At 49.7% G+C, this 18,427-nt stretch carries 25 protein-coding genes; 14 read left to right on the forward strand and 11 right to left on the reverse strand.

The features are described from left to right. The 4 genes from ACZ5ER_RS06530 to ACZ5ER_RS06545 all read right to left on the reverse strand — a co-directional run bounded on the left by ACZ5ER_RS06530 (position 1) and on the right by ACZ5ER_RS06545 (position 2,721). Positions 1-186 (reverse strand): hypothetical protein, encoded by a 186-nt coding sequence (locus tag ACZ5ER_RS06530; RefSeq protein WP_464934057.1) that lies wholly within the window; start codon positions 184-186, stop codon positions 1-3. Continuing rightward, the gene (locus tag ACZ5ER_RS06535) at positions 173-886 is read right to left on the reverse strand and encodes an ABC transporter permease (RefSeq protein WP_464934058.1); all 714 of its coding nucleotides are present in this window, start codon (positions 884-886) and stop codon (positions 173-175) included. The genes ACZ5ER_RS06530 and ACZ5ER_RS06535 overlap by 14 nt, the downstream gene beginning before the upstream one ends. Positions 887-964: 78 nt before the next feature. Continuing rightward, positions 965-1,756 (reverse strand): N-glycosylase/DNA lyase, encoded by a 792-nt coding sequence (locus ACZ5ER_RS06540; protein WP_050003130.1) that lies wholly within the window; start codon positions 1,754-1,756, stop codon positions 965-967. After that, complete coding sequence (locus ACZ5ER_RS06545) at positions 1,753-2,721, reverse strand: beta-ribofuranosylaminobenzene 5'-phosphate synthase family protein (RefSeq protein ID WP_050003131.1); 969 nt, start codon at positions 2,719-2,721, stop codon at positions 1,753-1,755. The genes ACZ5ER_RS06540 and ACZ5ER_RS06545 overlap by 4 nt, the downstream gene beginning before the upstream one ends. A 44-nt stretch (positions 2,722-2,765) precedes the next feature. On the opposite strand from ACZ5ER_RS06545, the gene ACZ5ER_RS06550 reads away from it, so the two are divergent. Both ACZ5ER_RS06550 and folP read left to right on the forward strand, forming a co-directional pair. Then, positions 2,766-3,089 (forward strand): hypothetical protein, encoded by a 324-nt coding sequence (locus ACZ5ER_RS06550; RefSeq protein WP_464934059.1) that lies wholly within the window; start codon positions 2,766-2,768, stop codon positions 3,087-3,089. Next, positions 3,070-3,888, forward strand: a complete 819-nt coding sequence (folP, locus tag ACZ5ER_RS06555; RefSeq protein WP_464934060.1) for a dihydropteroate synthase — start codon at positions 3,070-3,072, stop codon at positions 3,886-3,888. Before ACZ5ER_RS06550 ends, folP begins: the two co-directional genes overlap by 20 nt. Here folP and ACZ5ER_RS06560 read toward each other — a convergent pair. From ACZ5ER_RS06560 to sppA, 3 genes are read right to left on the reverse strand one after another with little or no spacing between them, the layout of a single operon-like run. Beyond that, positions 3,869-4,870, reverse strand: a complete 1,002-nt coding sequence (locus tag ACZ5ER_RS06560) for an AI-2E family transporter (RefSeq protein ID WP_050003134.1) — start codon at positions 4,868-4,870, stop codon at positions 3,869-3,871. The two genes, folP and ACZ5ER_RS06560, sit on opposite strands and share 20 nt — an antisense overlap. Then, positions 4,860-5,339 carry a PH1570 family protein gene (locus ACZ5ER_RS06565; RefSeq protein ID WP_464934061.1) on the reverse strand — a complete coding sequence of 160 codons (480 nt, stop codon included), beginning with the start codon at positions 5,337-5,339 and terminating at the stop codon, positions 4,860-4,862. The genes ACZ5ER_RS06560 and ACZ5ER_RS06565 overlap by 11 nt, the downstream gene beginning before the upstream one ends. Before the next feature lie 4 nt (positions 5,340-5,343). Then, complete coding sequence (gene sppA / locus ACZ5ER_RS06570) at positions 5,344-6,330, reverse strand: signal peptide peptidase SppA (protein ID WP_464934062.1); 987 nt, start codon at positions 6,328-6,330, stop codon at positions 5,344-5,346. Positions 6,331-6,422: 92 nt separating this feature from the next. Between sppA and ACZ5ER_RS06575 the strand changes: the two genes are divergently transcribed. The 12 genes from ACZ5ER_RS06575 to ACZ5ER_RS06630 all read left to right on the forward strand — a co-directional run bounded on the left by ACZ5ER_RS06575 (position 6,423) and on the right by ACZ5ER_RS06630 (position 15,830). Then, a complete protein-coding gene (locus tag ACZ5ER_RS06575) occupies positions 6,423-7,229 on the forward strand; it encodes a sugar phosphate isomerase/epimerase family protein (protein WP_050003137.1) in 807 nt (268 codons plus the stop codon). 132 nt (positions 7,230-7,361) lie between these two features. Beyond that, a complete protein-coding gene (locus ACZ5ER_RS06580; RefSeq protein WP_464934063.1) occupies positions 7,362-10,607 on the forward strand; it encodes a COG1470 family protein in 3,246 nt (1,081 codons plus the stop codon). After that, positions 10,582-11,169, forward strand: coding sequence for a hypothetical protein (locus ACZ5ER_RS06585; protein ID WP_464934064.1), 588 nt, complete (start codon positions 10,582-10,584; stop codon positions 11,167-11,169). The genes ACZ5ER_RS06580 and ACZ5ER_RS06585 overlap by 26 nt, the downstream gene beginning before the upstream one ends. A gap of 70 nt (positions 11,170-11,239) precedes the next feature. Further along, positions 11,240-11,854, forward strand: coding sequence for a hypothetical protein (locus tag ACZ5ER_RS06590; RefSeq protein WP_464934065.1), 615 nt, complete (start codon positions 11,240-11,242; stop codon positions 11,852-11,854). A 22-nt stretch (positions 11,855-11,876) separates the two neighbouring features. After that, the gene (locus ACZ5ER_RS06595) at positions 11,877-12,266 is read left to right on the forward strand and encodes a hypothetical protein (protein ID WP_464934066.1); all 390 of its coding nucleotides are present in this window, start codon (positions 11,877-11,879) and stop codon (positions 12,264-12,266) included. Between the two features lie 3 nt (positions 12,267-12,269). Further along, positions 12,270-12,818 carry a hypothetical protein gene (locus tag ACZ5ER_RS06600; RefSeq protein WP_464934067.1) on the forward strand — a complete coding sequence of 183 codons (549 nt, stop codon included), beginning with the start codon at positions 12,270-12,272 and terminating at the stop codon, positions 12,816-12,818. A gap of 82 nt (positions 12,819-12,900) precedes the next feature. Continuing rightward, positions 12,901-13,545, forward strand: coding sequence for a hypothetical protein (locus tag ACZ5ER_RS06605; RefSeq protein ID WP_464934068.1), 645 nt, complete (start codon positions 12,901-12,903; stop codon positions 13,543-13,545). Positions 13,546-13,549: 4 nt separating this feature from the next. Continuing rightward, complete coding sequence (locus ACZ5ER_RS06610) at positions 13,550-13,966, forward strand: hypothetical protein (RefSeq protein ID WP_464934069.1); 417 nt, start codon at positions 13,550-13,552, stop codon at positions 13,964-13,966. Positions 13,967-14,036: 70 nt separating this feature from the next. Beyond that, positions 14,037-14,393: a hypothetical protein gene (locus tag ACZ5ER_RS06615; RefSeq protein ID WP_464934070.1), complete on the forward strand. Its 357-nt coding sequence runs from the start codon at positions 14,037-14,039 to the stop codon at positions 14,391-14,393. Further along, a complete protein-coding gene (locus tag ACZ5ER_RS06620; protein WP_464934071.1) occupies positions 14,390-14,884 on the forward strand; it encodes a hypothetical protein in 495 nt (164 codons plus the stop codon). The genes ACZ5ER_RS06615 and ACZ5ER_RS06620 overlap by 4 nt, the downstream gene beginning before the upstream one ends. A 28-nt stretch (positions 14,885-14,912) precedes the next feature. Further along, on the forward strand, positions 14,913-15,467 hold the full coding sequence (locus tag ACZ5ER_RS06625; RefSeq protein WP_464934072.1) for a hypothetical protein: 555 nt from the start codon (positions 14,913-14,915) through the stop codon (positions 15,465-15,467). Positions 15,468-15,503: 36 nt separating this feature from the next. Further along, positions 15,504-15,830 carry a hypothetical protein gene (locus tag ACZ5ER_RS06630; RefSeq protein ID WP_464934073.1) on the forward strand — a complete coding sequence of 109 codons (327 nt, stop codon included), beginning with the start codon at positions 15,504-15,506 and terminating at the stop codon, positions 15,828-15,830. A 624-nt stretch (positions 15,831-16,454) separates the two neighbouring features. Here ACZ5ER_RS06630 and ACZ5ER_RS06635 read toward each other — a convergent pair. From ACZ5ER_RS06635 to ACZ5ER_RS06650, 4 genes are read right to left on the reverse strand one after another with little or no spacing between them, the layout of a single operon-like run. Further along, the gene (locus ACZ5ER_RS06635) at positions 16,455-16,844 is read right to left on the reverse strand and encodes a ribonuclease III family protein (RefSeq protein WP_464935132.1); all 390 of its coding nucleotides are present in this window, start codon (positions 16,842-16,844) and stop codon (positions 16,455-16,457) included. A gap of 26 nt (positions 16,845-16,870) precedes the next feature. Then, positions 16,871-17,158, reverse strand: coding sequence for a DNA-directed RNA polymerase subunit L (locus ACZ5ER_RS06640; RefSeq protein ID WP_050003139.1), 288 nt, complete (start codon positions 17,156-17,158; stop codon positions 16,871-16,873). After that, positions 17,148-17,777, reverse strand: coding sequence for a DUF2067 family protein (locus ACZ5ER_RS06645; protein WP_050003140.1), 630 nt, complete (start codon positions 17,775-17,777; stop codon positions 17,148-17,150). The genes ACZ5ER_RS06640 and ACZ5ER_RS06645 overlap by 11 nt, the downstream gene beginning before the upstream one ends. Beyond that, positions 17,774-18,367, reverse strand: coding sequence for an exosome complex RNA-binding protein Csl4 (locus tag ACZ5ER_RS06650; protein WP_050003141.1), 594 nt, complete (start codon positions 18,365-18,367; stop codon positions 17,774-17,776). Before ACZ5ER_RS06650 ends, ACZ5ER_RS06645 begins: the two co-directional genes overlap by 4 nt. Positions 18,368-18,427 lie beyond the last annotated feature (60 nt).

Consider the following 18,427-nt stretch of genomic DNA (forward strand, 5'->3'; position numbering starts at 1 on the left):
TCACCTCAGATCCATCCTGAGGAAGCGCCAGGTCGCAACGCCGAGGTAGACAAGGGTCATAACTACCAGAAGGGCAACGTTCAGCGACCTCTTCTTAATTGCCTGGCCAACGCCGGCGTATTCGACTTTGTAGTCAGTGATGGTGTGAGTTTCCCCGTTTATTTCAATGGTCTCAGTTACCTCCATGGTAGTCGTTTACGGAGTCCGCGATGATGGAAAACTGAGCGCTGGGTGAGTAGAAGAGATATTTCGCATAGTAATCCGCCCTATAGTCCAAAGATTCTGTGATGCTCATATCTTCAGGAGCCCCTACTTCGTACGAAACTACAACCGGAAGAAGCAAGTGGAGCAGGAAGAACACACCAAGGGCGACTCCCAGTGACGCTCCCGACGAGCGGACGAATGTTGAAATGATGTATCCGATGGCAATGAATTCGAGCATCGTGAGAAGGAGGAGCAGGTTGAGCAGAAAGACGTCGGCGGTTATCTTCCCAACTGAAACCCCGGCCCACTGAAGGCCTGCGAGTGTAACCACGCTCGTGAGAACGACTGCAACGCCGAAGACTACGAGCTGTCCGAGGTACTTACCGAGGATATAGCTTAGCCTCGTCACGCTCTTGCTTAGGGCTATTCTGATGGTTCCATCTTCAATCTCCTTGTTTATCGCCCCCGCGCCGATGACCACCGCGAGGATCCCGAGAAAGAACAGTGCCATTCCGCTGGAGAAATTTATAACCTCTCCTATGGCTTCAAGATCATTTGTGATTCCTTCCCGTTTCAGTGCGTAAAAGACTGGGACGTAGAGGGTGATTATTATCGCCAGTACTGCCCAGAGCTTCTTCGTCCTAAGTCCCTTCATAAACTCGACTTCAGACCCCCAGAACATTTGAAACACCTCCTTCGTGTATCCTTGTGAAACTAACATAGAGAGTATAAAAAATTTGTTCTCCGGGTAAGAATGAAATTAGAGTCTCGTAAGTTCAAGAACCAGCTCCGCCCTGGAACAGTGCTTCCTCAGCCTTTCAAGAACCCTTTCTTTTCCCCCGAGGGCCGGCCACAGTATCGAGTCAATGTGGAGAGGAGAAATTCCAGTTTCCTTCGCTACCCTGCTCCAGAAGCTTACCGGTGGCTCGCTGGTAAAGCGCTTCGTGTAGGCGTTTATCCTTACGTCGTCCGGAATCTCGATGGCCATCGGATACGGAACGAACTCGCCAAAGACTATCCTCCCCGCGTAGCCGAACATCTTCACTGCGAAGACCATCGTTTTTGCGCTCTTCTTCGAGCCGAGCGTTTTAGCAAGCTTGTCGCGAAGGCGCTCCATTCCTTCGAAGTAGTACTCCCTCAAGTCTTCGAGAGAACGCTCCTCAAGGAACGGCTCAAGCCTCTGCAGTCGCTTGAGCTTCCCCGCAACGAGGCGCCTGTTAGTCTGGGAGTTGGGGAGGAAACGAGAATACGCTTCGGCAATGCCCCCCTCCGGCGGGTTTTTGGAGAAATACTTTGAGAACTCCCACCACCAGTCCTCGCCCTTTCCGCTGAGCTGGTAGCTGACGATGGAGTTTGCTATAACGAGCTTGACGAAGAGTTCGTCGTCCCCGAGGTTTTCCCGGAGGTTTTTGAGCGCGTCGAACTGCAAATCGACTTTCTCCTCTATCAACCTCGCGCAGTCGATGCCCAGCTCGTTCAGGATTTCGATGAGGCGCTGGACTTTCTCCCCATCTTCCCGGTATTTTATCCTCACGAAGCGGTCGAGCGTCACCCTGCCACGCTCCTTATCAACCTTTCCAAGAAGGCGTTTTCTGTGACGATTTCCGCCCCAATGTTCCTTGGGAGACCGAGCTCGACCTTGGCCCTTATCCCGTGCTCCCGTAGATAGTCACTCAGCTCCGCAGAGAGCCTCTGGAACTCCCCTTTCAGGATTAGCCCATAAACGGTCGGCCCCCAGCTGCTCTGGCCCGCGCCGTAGGTGTGCTCCCTGAGCCACTCAAGTATCAGTCTCACGTCTTCCCTGAACTCCCCGCCCTGGAACTCGGCGAAGTGCTTCCCGACGAGCGTCTGTACCGCGGAGAGGTGTCTGCCAAAGGTCTTTATGTTTCTCTCCTTCAGGGCGGGCAGGAGGCCTAGCAGAATGCGGTGGCTTATCTCCATCGCGGCTCTGACGTCCCCGAACTTCCCCCCCATTATGGGCTTCTCTTCCTCCTCGTCGAAGCCTGGCCTGGTCTCCGGAATAACGAGCAGGAAGGCCCATTCCTCCGGGAAGTCCCCCCTGAATATCAGCGGGGGAACTCCTTCCTCAACGCCCCCGTCGAGGACAAAACCGCCGTGGGCGAAGGCGTAGATTCCCGCCCCGCTGTTCTTGCCCCTCCCAAGGGCTTCGGCAAGCTTTTCGACGGGAGTATTCAGGCCGCTGAGCTTCGCTACCGCAGTCCCCACAGCGAGGCTGAGCTGGGTGGTGGAGCCCAAACCGACGTGCCTTGGAATCGCCTTCCTCACCTCAACCAGGTAGCCGGTGCCGGTTCCAAAGGCCGAGTTCATTCTGGCGAGGGTCTTCTTTATTGTCTCGACGTCTTCCCCCTCCGCCTTTATTTCCAGGCTCTCCGAGGGGAGGACTCTGACCTCGTACCCGCCTTCCAGAGCAACGCCAAGGCTCCCGAAGCGTCTTCCAAGCGAGCCCGTTGGGTCTATAAGGCCGAGGTGGAGCCTTTTTGGTGTCCGGATTATCATCTTCTCCCACCCAATAAAGTTTTTAACGATTACTCCCAGTGGTGATGGGTGATTATATGGCCAAGGAGGGGAACACGCTTGAACTCGTCCTCTACTTTGTGGCGGCGTTCCTGGGGGTAATCGGCCTCGTTACTATCCCCGCCCTTGTTGCGGAGCTCTACCTGCTCCACGCAATTTCGAAGCGGAACCTGGCCGTTACGGGGGAGGCCGTCCTTGCGACTTTTACCGCCTTAAACGGCGCCTTTGTTTTTGTCATCTACGCGATGGACGTCGACCCGTTTCTGCCAGTCGTCTTATCAACTCTAACGTTTTTAGTCTTGGCGGTGCTTATTGAAGGGGGTGTTTGCTGTGAAGTTTGCGGGAATTAGCCTTGACGAGCCGAGGGTAATGGGCGTGATAAACGTCTCGCCGGAGAGCTTCTACAAGGGGAGCGTGAAGAGTGACGAGCGGGCGTTAGCCGAGACCGCCGTTAAAATGGTCGAGGAAGGTGCGAGCTTCATAGACATCGGGGCAAAGTCAACGGCCCCTTACCTTGAGACCCAGATTCCGCTCGAAGAGGAAATCAAGAGGGCCGTCTGGGCGGTTAAAGTGGTTAAGGACAGCGTTGATGTCCCGGTCAGTATAGACACCACGAGTGCAAGGGTCGCCGAAGAAGCGCTGAAAGCAGGGGCGGACATAATAAACGACGTCACAGGCCTCAAGGGTGACCCCGAAATGGCGAAAGTGGCTTCTGAGTACAGTGCTCCCACCGTTTTGTGTGCTCACGGGACAGTGCGCGACTTCTCTGACCCCGTTGCAACGGTTGTTCACTTCCTTGAGGAGAGCCTCGCAATAGCAAGGGAGCACGGAGTTGAAGACGTGGCCGTTGATCCTGCCATAGGTTTCCTAAGGCCTAGGTACCCGCCTTGGTACGAATGGGACTCAAAGGTCATAGCGAACCTCAACCTCCTCAAGCTCCTTGGAAAACCGATTCTCGTTGGGGTCTCACGGAAGTCCTTCATAGGTGCCATAACGGGCAGGGAGAACCCCTCGGAGAGGCTTGCGGGCAGTCTCTCGGCAACCGCAGTGGCGGTCTTCAGGGGTGCAAACATCGTCAGAACGCACGACGTTAGGGAGACCCTTGACGCCGTTAAAATGGCAGGCTTCCTCAGGCGGTTTTCCATTTAGCGCCTTTTGCCCTCTTCCATTCCTCCAGAAGGGTTATCAGGAGCGAGATGGAAACCGGCCCTATAATGATTCCTACGAACCCAAAGGCTATGTAGCCGCCGAAAATTCCGACGAGGCTGACGAGAGCATTGACGCCCCACTTTTTCTTCTCCAGCTTTTTGGAGAGTGCTATATCCGGCAGGGGGGATATTAGGGCAAAGCCGAGGATACCCATTACAAGGGCCTTCCCATAGAGGCCCGACTTGAAGAGGTAGACGGCACTCGCCACCCAGACTGCCCATCCCCCCAGGACTGGTAGCAGCTCAAGGACGACGACCAGTATGCCGGCCGCTATTGAACCTCCAGCGTCAGATATTCCGAGGAGGTAAAATAGGACTGAGAGCACGACACCCTTGCCGACGCTCACGAGCAACCATCCGCGCAGGAGGTGGTGGAGCGTCCCTGCCGCACTGTTTATGAGCTTCATGGCGAGCTCTTCCCTGCTGGGCGGTAGGAGGGCATAGACCTCGTCCTTGATAGCTTTTGCGTTTATAAGGGCGCCGTAGAAGGCAAAAACCATGACGATGACCTGAAGGGCAAGCGTGGGCAGGGAATAGGTGTAGCCCAAGACATACTCGTTGAAGCGCTCCTCTATTGCATACGAAAGTCTGTGCAGGAGGTCGTATATCCCGCTGGGGAGGTTTAGGCCGAGAAGCCACCCGAAGAAAGTTTCAACGTAGTCTGCGAGGGAGTACTTTACGTCGTTTATCCAGAGGGCAAAGCCGAGTATGAAGAGGAAGGAAAAGATCGTTAAAAGCCCCGTAAGGAGGAACACAGACCAGCGGTTCCCGATTTTGAGGCTGAGCCTTTCGTGAACCGGATAGAGAATGTAAGCCAGGGTTGCGGCCACGATTAGGGGGGAAAGAACCGGACTAACCGTCTGCCAGGTAAGGTAAAGGATTACCAGTGAGACGGCTATCCATACCCCGGTTTCAATCTCCATCGAGCATCCCCAGATACTTTAGAACCAGCTCCCTGGCGCTCGGTTTGTTGAATATTACAAGGTAACCCCTCTCGTCAAGGAGGAAGTCCTTTCCGAGTGCGAGCAGGCCTTTCTTGAGCTTTACGATTTCCGCCTTATCCAGGTCTATCCGTTCCTTGATTTCCTCCGGCGCGTTGATGCCCTCAAGGGCCTTTTCGAGCCTGTTGAGGACGCTCCTGTTGGTGAACTTGACGGGGCTGAAGTTTGGCTCCTCTGCGACTATCTCACTGGGGTCGAGGTATATTCCCCAGAACTCCTTGGCGCACTCAAAGGGGTATACGTAGTCCGGCCCATAATCTGGGAGGTAGAGCTCCCTTATAATCGCGAGGAGAAGCCTCCTGGCGTCTTTTCCGTAGTACTCAACCCTGAGCTTAAGCTTCCCGTCCTCAAAGCCGTTTTCAAAGACCTCAAGCTTCTCCTCGCAGAGCACGGTCTCACCCCCTTAGATAGGGCCCGACGTAGTCCGGGTCGAGGTAGAGGGCCCTGCTCCCAACGACACCGAAGTCGCTGGGGGTCTCAAGGTTCTTGTATATCACTACCTCTGCGCCGGTAACGTTCATTAACTTTTCGAGGGCCTCGATGGCGGTGTCCATGCCGCCAACCTCGTCCACGAGCGCCCCGGTAACGTTCTGGGCGAACCACGTCCTTCCTGTGGCAAACTCCTCAACCTCGGACACGTTCATGTTCCTCCCCTCACTGACTGCCTGCAGGAACGCCTGAAAGTACGTGTTCACCATGTTGCCAATTATCTTCTTTTCATCCTCCGTGAGACCCCTCCACTCTGCTCCCATGTCCTTATGTGGCCCGGTCTTGAAGACTTCGACCTCCACGCCGTTCAGCTCGTAGTTTTTCTCGTAGTTGTAGTGGACGTAAAGGACTCCGATGCTCCCGACCTCCGCAAGGGGGCTGGCAATGATTTTATTGGCCCCAACGGCTATGTAGTAACCTCCAGAGGCCATAATACCCCCTGAGTATGCCACAACCGGTTTGACAAGGGCGAGCTTCTTGACTTCCGAGTAGATGTCTATAACCGGCCCAACTTCACCGCCGGGGCTCTCAACCCAGAGAAGGACTCCCCCGATTGACTCGTCGCCCGCGAGCTTCCTCAGCAGGGGTATAACCTCAAGTGCGGTATCGCTGGTTATTATTCCAAAAATCGGGACGACGGCTATTGTTTCTCCCCCCGTGCCGTTGATGAGCGAGCGGAGGTATGCAACTTCCTCCTTCAGCTGGGCTATCTGATAGTCCGAGGCTCCCTCGCACGTCACGTTAAGGGAAGTCTCCACCGTTATCGGGGCCGTAACGTTCCGGGAAACCTCTATCGGCGACGTTGCCTGGTAGAGCACTGCGATTGCCACTGCTGAGAGCACCAGAAGGAGCGTGAGAACTGCCGAGATGTACTTCCAGATGTTCTCCCTCATTCTCTCACCTTAGACCCATTTTCCCTGCAACTTTTAAACCTACCTCGCTAAGCTTTTATATCACACTGAGAAAATTCGGGGCAGGTGATTGCATGGAGATTGGGGTAACAATCTATCCCCATTTTGTCACAAAGGACAAGGGCCTCGCGTCAATCCTGGCCGACGTCAAGATTAAGGACTATGACTTCGTCTCGATTTTCCCGCACACGCTCGGGTTAATCAAGAACGGTGTCGTCGTGGAGAAGAGCCTCAGGAACATCGAGACGACCCTCAAGGGAGTCGGGATAAACTACATCGTCAGAATGCCGACCTCGGTCAATCTGCGCGACCACATATACTACACGAGGCACTTCAGGGTCGCCAAGGCAGTCGCGGACGTCGCGATAAAGCTCGGCGCAAAGGTCATCGTAATGCAGAGCGGAAGGACGGGAAGGCTCGACCTCGAAATCGAGGCCATCCAGCAGCTGGCCGACATGGTTGCGCCTTTCGACATAAAGATAGCCCTTGAGAACACCTTCAGCGTTAAGGACACCCTCTACGTCGTCGAGAACGTCAGGAGAGACAACGTCGGCTTCGCCCTTGATGTCGCACACGCGTTCCTCAGCGCCCAGGGCAACGAGGAGAAGCTCCTTGAGGACGTCAAGCTCGGCACCGACAAGACGGTCATTTTAATGATACATGACAACTTTGGAAAGCTCTTCCCGCAGGTGGAGCCAGAAGATGCTCTCGCCTACGGTGTCGGCGACCTGCACCTGCTCCCGGGAGAGGGGAGCATCCCGTTCGGAAAGATCCTCCGCCTGTTCGGGGACGTTCCCCTGCTCCTGAAGGTCAAAGACCCAGAAAAGTTCTCCAAGATACCGACCAAGCGGGGGCTAATAGAGCTTTTGACGAGCCTCTGATTTTCATTTTCATAAACCAGTAACCAGTTTTGTTTTCTCACCTCTTTAGGTATACTACTATGAGTGTCATTCAATGCTAAAATCAAAAAATTTTTAAATTTCACTCCTTGATAGTACAACGGTGAAATCTACATGAAGAAAATTGTTGGAATGGTATTAATAATACTTTTGTTGGGATCTATAGTAGCGACGACGGGAAGCATGGTTCAAGCTGCCGTAGCAGAAGCCCATGATGATGCCTATAAAAAGTTCTGGGAAATTCTGGACAGAGAGGCCGAGCTTGTGGTTGGAGTGGAGAATGGCAAGCTTAACCTTGCTCCAGAGCTGATAAAAACATCCCGTATGGGTGCAGAGAACGCCGCCAATATCTCGGCCCTGACTTGGCAGGCCTTGGAAGAGTTAAAGAACTCAGGAGTCAAGACATACTATACCGCGGAGGAGCTCCGCAAGATGGCCTACGACATCCGCAAGAACGGTCTTCCCAGGGAAACTGTAAAAGCTCTAAAGGCTCAAGGCTGGACAGACGACCAGATTCAAGCTCTGGAAAAATACATTGCCAAAAGCGCCGACAGTATCAAAGAGGACTTCGATATGAAGGCTTTTCTCAAAGATTTCTCAACAGCTTTCATTGAGGTAGCATTCAAGTACAACGAGTACGAAGTGTGGGCCTTGGAGAAGTGGAAGTGGGCTAAACCCGCGAAGGCTCCCACATCAGACCCAATTTTGAAGGCTATAAACCCTATGTTGGCCGATGCCTGGGTGCAATTTTACCGGGGATACTCCCAAGAGGACTATCTAATGATGGAGACCAACATTAGAGACCTTCGGGATACTACATACAGGTTGCTGACAGAGGGGAGGCTCTTTCTTATTGAAAGCAAAAAACAAATCATTTCTCATGCCACTTTCGTCAAGGACGGGGGCATAGTTTTTATGCTAACTCGATCCAAAATTGATAAAGAAAGTGGCAAGGAGATTATTATCCAAGAGAAATATTACTGGCCCAAAGCACTTGAGGCTTACCGACTTATGGGCGATATCTATGCCCTTGTAAAGGCCAGAAACCTCGGTAATCAGAACGCTAAGCTTGAGAGTATGCTCAACCAGAAAGTCGCCGGGCTAAAGAACGCGCTTGTAGTTTCAATGATTTCATATGACAAAAAAATTAGAGATCCAATAAGGCCTCCCAAACCCCCGAAGCCAATACCCATTGACCCCATAAAGCCTCCGGGTGGGCCTACTCCACCAATGGAGGTTTTAACTGGGAAATCTAGCACTTCAAATGTCGATGACTTGGGGAACATCGTCAACCCAGAGCTTCTGGATGATCCCGTGGCAAGAGAGGCCCTCGATGTTAACAGCAACGAGGGTGTCCTACATATAACGGACATAGATGTTGTCGTTGACTCAAACCAGCCTGGAAGAGTTGAATATCACATTACGGTTCGTATGAACGCAGAAAACAACGTGGTCAGCAACGTCAGGGTCAAGGTCAGGGATTATACGAGCGGTGACTCAGATTCGGGTTCCGTTTCCTTTATCGATGTTGGAGATACCCATACCTGGAGTAGCAAGAAGTTCGTGTACTCCCATTCTTCCAGCGGCACACTCACCATCATTGGGAAGGTGGAGATAACATACACGCCCTCCTGCGGGCCAGTTCCAAAATCCAAGGATCCGAGAGTGCTGTCCACGCCCTCAAGCTGTGGTGATAGAACCATCACACGGTCTTACTCCGCCACAATAAATCTGAAATCTCAGGTAGACTGGAGCAGGGTGAACGTCCGCCTAGAGGCGTTTCCCAAGAATGTTGAAGAGGGCGGAAGCGTTACCTACAGGCTTATCGTGGAGAACAACCAGGACGCAAGTATTAATGGGATTGAGTACTCCGTCACGATTCCAATCTCCCTGACCCGTACACAAAGGGGTTCCGGCACGGTTAGCCTGGGTCCATGGGAGAGCAAGACTATTTACACCAAAACAGTAGCGTACCCGGAGGCAAGTACTTACACAGCTACGGCTTCAATTTACTGGAACGGGCACTCCAAGAGCGAAAGCGAAAGCGTTACTGTGTTTTCACCGGGTTATGGGGGCTCAGGGGCATTGAGGATAACCAGCGTCAACATTATGCCTGAAAACCCAGCACCATGGGATACGGTGGTTTTTGACGTGGCAATTGAAAACCCTGTCTCCAGCTCAAAGACTGCAACGGTAAAGCTCTTCATTGACGGTGTCGAGAAATCAAGCAAGACAACTACATTTGGTGCTGGGAGTTCCGGGACAGTGTCTTTATCATGGACAGCCCAGGCTGGAGACCATTCGTGGAGGATTGAAGTCTGGAGAGACGGTAAGCTGGAGACATCGAGGAGTGATAGCTTGGAAGTCTCTTGGACTCCGACTTCGCTGTTTGAAGTTGAGTTAATTGCATATCCGACGGAGCTCGAGGGCGGTGGGACGGTGACGTTCATAGTTAAGGTCTGGAATCATGATTCCTCAGCGTTATCCTTGAGTGGGTTCGTGCAGGACGAGGATGGAACTATCGTTAAGTCCATCGATGGGTTTAAAGGCAGAGTTCCTGCAGGTGCTCAGAATTATACCTTAACTGCCTTCACCTTGGACGTTTACGGTGTTGGCATCCACACGTTCAAGCTATTCCTCGACAATTATGATGGTAAATCTAACGGAGCAGGAGAAGAACACTGGGACGAGGTGACGGTGGAAGTCAAGCCCACGGGCAATATTATTGCGAACATGGAGTGCAAGCCGACGGTAGTTGCCCTTGATGGTTCAATTACTTGTACTGTTCACCTTGAGTTGAAGAGTGCTGATACTGTTACGCTGAGTCTTCAAGAAGTTGAGTTTGGTGGTAAGAGAGTGTGGCCTAACGGTCCGAGTAGTGTCACGGTTAACAAGCAAACAGTAACTCTAACTCCAACAAACATGCAAGAAGACTTGACAATAACAATCACGATAAACGACGAGCTGGCAAACTACTACTTTGGAGAGAGACCTTGGGATTCGATTGACAGATGGGTTTTCAAGGAGAGCTTTAAGGACAGGTTTGCTGGGTATACCTATCTTGTTAAAGCTGAATTTGAGGAGGGAATAATCGTTAGTGACATATTTACAGTGGCTGAACAATCGACATTCGATGAAGCAGTAGAGGCCGGAAAGAATGCCAAGGCCATAGCTTCAGAAATAGCAAGGACATCTAAAGTTGCTAAAAAGGGTTTGATTGTAGTTGGCAATGCTCCAAAACTAATCTCCAGGGGATGGCTGGCAATAAATATTATTATCTTAGGCGCTGATATTCACGACTGGTTTTTTGGTCCAAGGCCAGACCCGGGTATGGATGGGAATAGCATTGTTGGGGGATAAAGCAATGGTAATGTGTAACCACATAAAGTCTATCAGAAACTTCCTTGTATTTCTGTCTGCGTTTTTTTCTTTTATTTCTATTTATAAGGGGTTTATAAACAACGATAAAACCTTAGCTGGTCTGGGATTGTTTGCTCTTTCATTTTGGGTATCTTGGTTTGATCCAATAACTAGAGATATCTCTGAAAAAACAGGGAATGTTTCAAACACCTTTGAAGAGGTTTTTGTTGATATCTCAACGACGGCTTTACTGGTTGTTGTTATTTTGTATACTTTCTTTTTCAGTTCTTCAGAAAAAGCATTCTTAGGTGGACTTGTTGTCCTTGTCTTTCTCATAACAACAATTGGCCGTTTTCATGATAAACTTGTTCAACAAGTGAGGAATGCGTCAAATGAGAAACGGCGTGCGTTGATTGTATTGCCTGCGCTGGTTGGAAGTGTGGCCTTTCTAATTTTCCAAAACTTTGGGGGAACGGCAGTATTGCTGGGATTCTTGGCTTCCACAGCATTGCTCTTGGAGTTTGAGTGTTCAGAACAAAAAGACGGGGGACTAGTTCGGTGACAGGGATGGTAACAATATTAAAGACTGCTTAACTTGAGAATTGAACAACAGATGTTGTTAAGGTGATAATATGGAAGTAAGTACCCGTGTTTCCCTTCCCCTTATTTTCCCTGCGCTTTTGGTTATCTCAACGTTTCAGATAATAACTGAGGTCTCTGGTAGCGAAGATGGAATAGCTGCTGGAGCGCTGTTTTCAGTGGTAATCCTGCCCTTCCTATTTGCTGGCTATTGCCTTGCAAGGGATGCAGAAGAAATTAAATTGGTGCGCAGTTTGTTGCCCGTTTTAGGGTTTTATCCATTTGTATACGCTGTCAAGAGCCCAATATCCTGGTTTTTGGCGGGTTTAATCATTTTGATTCCAGCACTCTCAGTGAGGTATTATCGGTCTAAGGATAACACAAACTCTATCGTTTTTGCTTTTTCACTGTTAACGTGTCTCGGCATATCAAATGAAAGTTTCATAGTAACAGGGCTAATACTCCTGTCTTTGGTATTCTATGCCTTCAGAGAAAAACTAGAACTTCAGTATATCGCTTCATATATAATATTATGGATGTTTGTAAATCGAGTCTACGGGGTAGACTATCTCGTGCTCGGCATGGGATTCCTCTTCGGGTTTGCTGTGTTTGTGATGATCCACCACATAACTAAATGGACTCCAGCACTGCCAAAGGAGAAAAACTAACGGAGTTAGGGGGAATTTAACAGTGACAATAGCTTTAAACGACGAGCTGGCAAACTACTACTTTGGAAAACCCGTTTACAGAACTTACATTGATAAGTTTGCTGGTCACTCATATTCAATTGAGGCAAAGTTTAGTGAACTGAATTATCCAGTTTCAGATGTGATAACGATAATTTACAAGGACACGAGAAGTGGGACAGAAAAGGCAATAGACTATGGTTCAACCGCAGGGGAAATAATATCCACAGCACAGCTTGTTGTTGAGGGTAGTAACCCTGTGGGCTGGGTTGCATTTGCATTAACAAGTCTTCCAAAGCTCGGAAAAGCCGCTTCAGAGATCCAATGGATATTTGAATGGAGTGTGAATGGATTCCCACAAGAATACGACAATAATGCTGTGGTGGGGGGATGAGAAATGGACATTTCTCTTGCTGTTTCTATCTTTTTGTGGGTCGTCATAGCGTCACTTGCTGTCATATCTTCACGGCGGGCTATAGCTTGTCTTGCGATTCTTATGGTGTCTGGATACATTGCTTTACGCTCGAACTCAGTAGGAGCACTTTGGCCACTTGTCGCTTCCTTGATGCTATGGCTTGGGACTGCTCTGATTAGTATCAGGAGATATATTATTGGAACAACTAGAAGGGATATTGAAAACAGTGGTGCTTTGGCTTCCATTCCATTTCTTGGTTTTTCAGCGACATTGCTCTTTAAACATCCAGGATATGGGGCTTTTGGTATTTTAATCTGGTTCTTCCTCTGGTATTACCTTAAGAATGCATGTAAGAGCTTAAGGGCACTATGTCTACTAATCCTTTATCTCCCAACCATCTTATTCGTAATACTCTACAGGACCCCAATTGTCGTAGTGTACGGAATAATTACATTATGGTTGCAGAACGAAATTAAAATCTTACAGAACGTAAGGAATAAAGAAGAGCTACGAGGAGAAAATATACTTTAAGCTCTTCCTCGACAACTCCGATGGTGAACCAAACGGGGCCGGAGAAGAACACTGGGACGAGGTGACGGTGGAGGTCAAGCCAATGAACGGAACAGAGATCAAACAAGTAGGGTTTGAGTGCGATGATTTGTATTTTGACTTTAGGGATAGGGCGTATAGGGCCACATTAGTCTGTAAGGTTTATTTATACAATCCCTTGGAGAGTGCTCTTGATGTGAAGGATGTTGCTGTACTTCATGGTTATTCACTTGGGGATTTAGAAGATGTGACTGGGGGTAGCTTAAGCACAGGAGAGTGGGCTATTAATCCGAGCGCTTTTTCTCTGAATCCGCAGGAGACAAAAACAGTCACATTTTCGCTTCCTCTTGAAATAGGGTCATGGGTTCCAATTAGTGTTTCTGATGCTACTGAAGTAGTTTCCAAGTATGGCGAGCATGTAACGATAAACTACCAGTATACTCTCGGCTACACCTACGATGGAAGCGAGTGGAAGCACTTTGAGGGAGAAGTTCAGGAGATAGTGCAAGTGAAAGTGGATACAAGCACTGTCGCTGCAGATTACCTGCTCAGCGGGGGGATGGCGATCATCGATCCAAATACCGCAATCAGTTTTTCAGTGGGTTCACTTAAAATATCTGGCCTTCGTTTGAACCTGAAACTTGGTTTTGATCCTTGGGCATTTATCTGGAACGGATTCTTAAAACCTTATATACTGGAGCGCACGTAAAGGGGTGACAGAGATGGCATGCAAGAGATTTGTTTATATATTCTCTCTCTCAGGGGTTCTCTTTTTTATTTTTGCAGGTATGCTCTTTTTCAATCTACAAGACATTGCTTTAACAGTCATTGGCGATTTGATTGGAATATTGCTTGTCTATCTGGTGTGGGTCACTCTGGATAAGATTGCAGATCGAGTCCACGGGGGCATTTATTGGAGACTTGGTCTCGATCTTGTGTACGACTTTTTAAAAGGAAATCGTGGAATGGTTAGGCAATTTGTCTCAATTTTTATGTTGGTCTCTATCCCTCTGTTTGGCCTAAACTCTCGATCCTCTAACGAGTTCTTTTGGAAGGTCATCGTTCCTGTGGACATAATCACAACTCTAGCGATAATGTACTCTTTAACTTGCAGAAAATCAAAAAGGTGAAAGGATATCTTCAACAATTATCAACTGACCTTGCACCTTTGGTGGCAGCCCCAGTATAGTCGGTGTATCTTTGGAGCCTGAGTATCCCCTGGAGGGTGATGGTGTGAGCTTTAGCGTTGAGATAGGCGGTACTTATTCGGACACTCGGGATGCTATTGTTAAGCTTTATGTTGATAGTGGGTTGGAGAATTCGAAGGAGGTTAGTGTTGACGCTTCTGATGCTTCGGTAATGAGGATGTCCTGCGTCCCGTTCATCGCTCCCGTGACCTACAATGCCCTGCTGGTTGCATTCTTTGCCGGTAGCGCGAGGTGGCAGTTCCTCCTTCTGGCCCTGGTTTTATTCCTTGTAGTGTTCAAGCTGAGCTGTCCCTGGAAGGTGGGTAAGAGTACCTCCAAAGGCATTGAATCCGGAGGGAATAGCAGATGAAAGGGATGGGCATAGTCGTTTACATTGTTTCTCTTTTTCTTTTGTACCCCTCCACAGATCTTAAGGTGGCACTAATCCTCGCCAGCGTGAGTCTTTCGGTGCTGTACGTGTGGACGCTCATACTCTGGATGGTGGCACACAGGAGCAGAAGATTCCCAGCTTTTATTAAAGCAATTCTCCCGGCTAACCTGGCCGTGATACTCACCAGCGCTTTTGTCATTGGATTAAAGGGGGCAGTACTCCTCTTTGTAATCCTGAGCGTTCTTTATGGCTTTGTGTTGCTGGTCAACTATGGTCTAAGGAGGGGGTCGGTTGTTCCCAATGCAAGTTCAAGGCTAAAATACTTTGGAATACTCCTCCTCGGGTTCTTCTGCATGAACCCACTTATTGAGGGAGTTTTAACTTCAAACTGGGTTGAGGTATTCGCGGTGGTGATGCTAGTGTTTGGCGGATACCTGATGTTTGAGGAGATTAAGAATGGAATATCATGAACGATTGCACCAAGAAGGGAATGGGGGGGTGAGGGAAATACACACATTCTATTTCATCTTTTTCATTCCTATCTTGGGGCTCGTGGCGTACCCCAATTGGAAGAGAGTTCTTCAGTTTTCCTTTGCTTTTTCAGTGCTCGCTTTAGAGGTGATAACACTCAGCAAGGCCTTTGAGATGCCTGTCTTGGGCCTGGGATTCGGAATGTTATCCTTTGGAATACCTTACTCACTGATCAAGACTCAAGAATGCGAAAGCGAGGGGTTCTCTGATGAACATGTCATTATGTCCATACTTTGGCTCGGTGCAGTGGGCTACACGGTGATACGGGGGAGTTCCCCCTCCTTTGTTCTCAAGGTAGCGACTATAATTCTGCTGGACTTGTTGGGGTTGCTGTCCCTGCACCACCCGCCTGGGAAAGTCTCCATAAGTCTGACGGTGATGGCGCTATGGGGCTTAGTAGGGGTTATTGGTGATTTCGCAACGACTATTTTTGGAGTTGTGGCGACCCTTTTATGTGTTGCACATGTCATTTACTGTGTACGGGACGAAAGCAGAAGGAAGGAAAGACACGTGAATACGTAGAAGGGCATTGCAAGAAGGGATTGGAGGGCGTTATTGATGCTCGATGAAAACTCTATAATTCTTTTCATTTTTGCATTTTCCGGTGTTTATGGGAGATTTATTTATGCGGGAAAAGCTACAAAGGGTTTTAAAGTATCGCTCACATTCTTTCTCTCCTTATACGTCGCAGGAAAAGTACTTTTAGAGTCTGATGAAAGCTTCTGGGGCCTGTTAACGCCAGTTTTAATATTCTACCTAACCAGTATTGGCTACTATTCCTACCTTGAACTTACAAGGTGCCTAGATTCATTCCTCGAAGGTCAGGAAAAGAAGTGGAGCCTATGGGGGTATTCTTGCTCTCGGGGGCCTTATTCTGCTGTTTGAGGTCGTCCCACTCGTGGCAGTATACTCCGCCACCCGAAGCGTCTTCCTGTCCGGGATTATTGGCCTTGGCTCTGGCCTGTTTATATTTACAATACCCAACGCCAATAGACTGGTATTCAGATTTGTATTCAATGTTTACGCAACATTTGTAGCTGTGGTTGCAATATTGCTTGCTTTGGAGGTATGAAAGTAGCTGGAAGGTGACGTGGATGCCAGTAGTTTGTACTTCCTGCCTTTTTCATGTTTTTTATCTCGGTAGTGAGCGCGTTTTATCTTGCAAAATATTTAATCCCACAGTTCTTAATTACTGCATATATCGTGGAGTTCATTACATTTCACCGGAAGAAAGTGTTGCTTCCAAAGGAGAAAGCCATGATAGGCATTGTAGTTAGCTTTCCGCTATATGTCCTTCCAGCATGAGCAATCAGTCACAATTGGGCAGTCTCAATTCTGCTTGGAGTACTGTGGAGTATATTAACTGGGTTGATAATTTTGATTGCAATGTCAAAACAGGGCGAAAACTAGCTCATGGGGTGATATAGAACAGAAGTCTGTGGACAGCAAGTACTTCTTCTTATGGATTTTCTATATACCCCTCATTTGGGCCTAAAAATTGGAGAAATGCTATAAGGAATTACCTTGCAGTCCCAGCCTCTCGCCAACTACTTTGAAGACCTCGGCAAGGGCCTTCCCTATCACTTCTTTCTTCCTTGTAAAATGGGTGACGTCCTCGCTCAGGTTCTCGCGAATGATTTTGACCGCTTCCTCAATCGTTATTGCACCTTCGAGCCAGGCGTAGGCGAATATTGCCTCCGCAACGTCCCCCCGCGCATGTTTGTCGCTGCGGGGTGGGGCCAGCTTTCTCAGTCCTGACATTTCGAGGGCAAGGGCGAGGGAAGCGTTTGGAACCCTTTCCCCGGTCGGCCTGCCGAGGTATTCGCTCAGGGCCAGGGAAAATACGAAGTTGAGGAGCGAGTCGCCGAACTTCGACAGCCCCTTGTCCGTAAAGTCCATTGAATAAGAAAATGTGGCCAAGGGCTTCACCCTTCGAGGGCCTTCTTCCATGCGTCGAGGACAGTCCTTGCGCGGTCGAATATCTTCTGCGCCGCCTCCTCAAGGACTTCCTCCGGCTTGACCTTGCCGTCGGTGACGACCCTGAAGCGGGGCTTTCTAGCCATAAGTATCGGGTGCTCGATGGTGTAGCCGGCGAACTTGACGTGCTCGTTCTCGTGGAGCACCTCGGTGAGCAGGTTGGCGAAGGTGTGGTCTTCTCCCTCAAGATAGAACTCAAGCGTGTTCTCTTCGCGCTTTATGACCTCAATCTTCATCGGCATCACCTTCTAAAGCTTTCAACAGCTCTTCCAGGGCCTGCTCCTTGTTCTTTATGAGTTCGTATTTAAACTTATCCTCCTTCCACTCGGCGAGGCCGAGCTCGACCAGCTTGTCCAGCACTTCCTCGGGTTCAAGGCCGAACGCGACGCTGACAGGGATTACTACCTCCCTAATCTGCCTCGTGGTCTGGAGTGCGATTTCTGAAAGGACGTCTCCGAGCTTCCTCACGAGCTCGACTGCCTCCTCCCAGGGCATAGATGTAATTAGCTCGCCCTCCTTCAGCTCTGCCGTTTCACCGAGCAGTTCGAGGGTCTTCAGGATTACCGGAGTTGATACGCTCGTCCCAGCTTCGCGGAGGAGGTCGTCTACCATGTGGTGGTAGAACCCGCGTCTGTCGGGATAAAGCTTGGCCCTGACCCTATGGTGAATCTCGCGTATCTTCCTTATCGCTTCCCTGATTTCGTCCTTTGTGCCCTGGACGTTTATCTTAATGGAGTCAAGCCGGCCGTGGACGTAGATGAAGGCCGGCAGGCGGAGCCTCTGGAGCTCCTTCATGAACTCCTCCTTTTCGATATCGCTTTTGACGTGAATGGTTATTACCTTCTTGGCCCTCATAGCGACACCTTCATCTTTCTATAGTAAGGGGAGAGCTTCCTCGTCTCGACGTTTCCACAGCGCGGGCAGATGAGCTTGTCTCCGCGCCTTATCAATGGAGTCCTGCACTTGGAGCAGAGGGCGTAAACGACGCCGAGGTCCTTTCCGCGCGTGGTGAGCTGTATCGGGCTCTTCTCGTTGGCTATGACCTTTGCCCTCACGACGTCGCCAATCTTGAACTCCTTGGTTATGTCCTCGACGAAGCCATCTTTAACCTGCGAGATATGGATTCCGGCCAGTTTTGAAGTCGCTATCTCCCTGTCGTTTTCTCTGCCCTCTATCTGGAGGAGCTGGACGATTACTGCCTGTGGCTTGACCTCTATGACCCTCGCGAGGACTATGTCCCCGACCTGTGGAAGTGGTGGCGTGTCGGTTACTGGCTCGACGCTTATCTCCATTTTCTCCGGGTTAATCCTGACTCTGCCAGCCCTCGTGGCGTAGAGCTCGCCGTTCTCTTCTCTAACACCCTCGCCGGGCATGAACTCCTCTATGACACCGAGGTAATCTCCAGGAAGCACCAAGTCGCCGTTTTTGACCTTCCTATCCTCCATCCCCTCACCTCCGAAGATTTTCCTACGCCTTCTTTTTAAGCGTTCCCCAACGTTTATAGG

The organism is Thermococcus marinus, assembly GCF_055389025.1.

What these genes read in the sequence shown, in the direction of transcription:
- ACZ5ER_RS06590 (WP_464934065.1), top strand. Translation starts at nt 11,240, where the DNA reads ATGGAAGTAAGTACCCGTGTTTCCCTTCCCCTTATTTTCCCTGCGCTT.
- ACZ5ER_RS06600 (WP_464934067.1), top strand. Translation starts at nt 12,270, where the DNA reads ATGGACATTTCTCTTGCTGTTTCTATCTTTTTGTGGGTCGTCATAGCG.
- ACZ5ER_RS06560 (WP_050003134.1), bottom strand. Translation starts at nt 4,870, where the DNA reads ATGGAGATTGAAACCGGGGTATGGATAGCCGTCTCACTGGTAATCCTT.
- ACZ5ER_RS06635 (WP_464935132.1), bottom strand. Translation starts at nt 16,844, where the DNA reads ATGGACTTTACGGACAAGGGGCTGTCGAAGTTCGGCGACTCGCTCCTC.
- ACZ5ER_RS06650 (WP_050003141.1), bottom strand. Translation starts at nt 18,367, where the DNA reads ATGGAGGATAGGAAGGTCAAAAACGGCGACTTGGTGCTTCCTGGAGAT.
- sppA (WP_464934062.1), bottom strand. Translation starts at nt 6,330, where the DNA reads ATGAGGGAGAACATCTGGAAGTACATCTCGGCAGTTCTCACGCTCCTT.
- ACZ5ER_RS06605 (WP_464934068.1), top strand. Translation starts at nt 12,901, where the DNA reads ATGAACGGAACAGAGATCAAACAAGTAGGGTTTGAGTGCGATGATTTG.
- ACZ5ER_RS06530 (WP_464934057.1), bottom strand. Translation starts at nt 186, where the DNA reads ATGGAGGTAACTGAGACCATTGAAATAAACGGGGAAACTCACACCATC.
- ACZ5ER_RS06580 (WP_464934063.1), top strand. Translation starts at nt 7,362, where the DNA reads ATGAAGAAAATTGTTGGAATGGTATTAATAATACTTTTGTTGGGATCT.
- ACZ5ER_RS06575 (WP_050003137.1), top strand. Translation starts at nt 6,423, where the DNA reads ATGGAGATTGGGGTAACAATCTATCCCCATTTTGTCACAAAGGACAAG.
- ACZ5ER_RS06630 (WP_464934073.1), top strand. Translation starts at nt 15,504, where the DNA reads ATGCTCGATGAAAACTCTATAATTCTTTTCATTTTTGCATTTTCCGGT.
- ACZ5ER_RS06545 (WP_050003131.1), bottom strand. Translation starts at nt 2,721, where the DNA reads ATGATAATCCGGACACCAAAAAGGCTCCACCTCGGCCTTATAGACCCA.
- ACZ5ER_RS06535 (WP_464934058.1), bottom strand. Translation starts at nt 886, where the DNA reads ATGTTCTGGGGGTCTGAAGTCGAGTTTATGAAGGGACTTAGGACGAAG.
- ACZ5ER_RS06550 (WP_464934059.1), top strand. Translation starts at nt 2,766, where the DNA reads ATGGGTGATTATATGGCCAAGGAGGGGAACACGCTTGAACTCGTCCTC.
- ACZ5ER_RS06585 (WP_464934064.1), top strand. Translation starts at nt 10,582, where the DNA reads ATGGGAATAGCATTGTTGGGGGATAAAGCAATGGTAATGTGTAACCAC.
- ACZ5ER_RS06640 (WP_050003139.1), bottom strand. Translation starts at nt 17,158, where the DNA reads ATGAAGATTGAGGTCATAAAGCGCGAAGAGAACACGCTTGAGTTCTAT.
- ACZ5ER_RS06645 (WP_050003140.1), bottom strand. Translation starts at nt 17,777, where the DNA reads ATGAGGGCCAAGAAGGTAATAACCATTCACGTCAAAAGCGATATCGAA.
- ACZ5ER_RS06620 (WP_464934071.1), top strand. Translation starts at nt 14,390, where the DNA reads ATGAAAGGGATGGGCATAGTCGTTTACATTGTTTCTCTTTTTCTTTTG.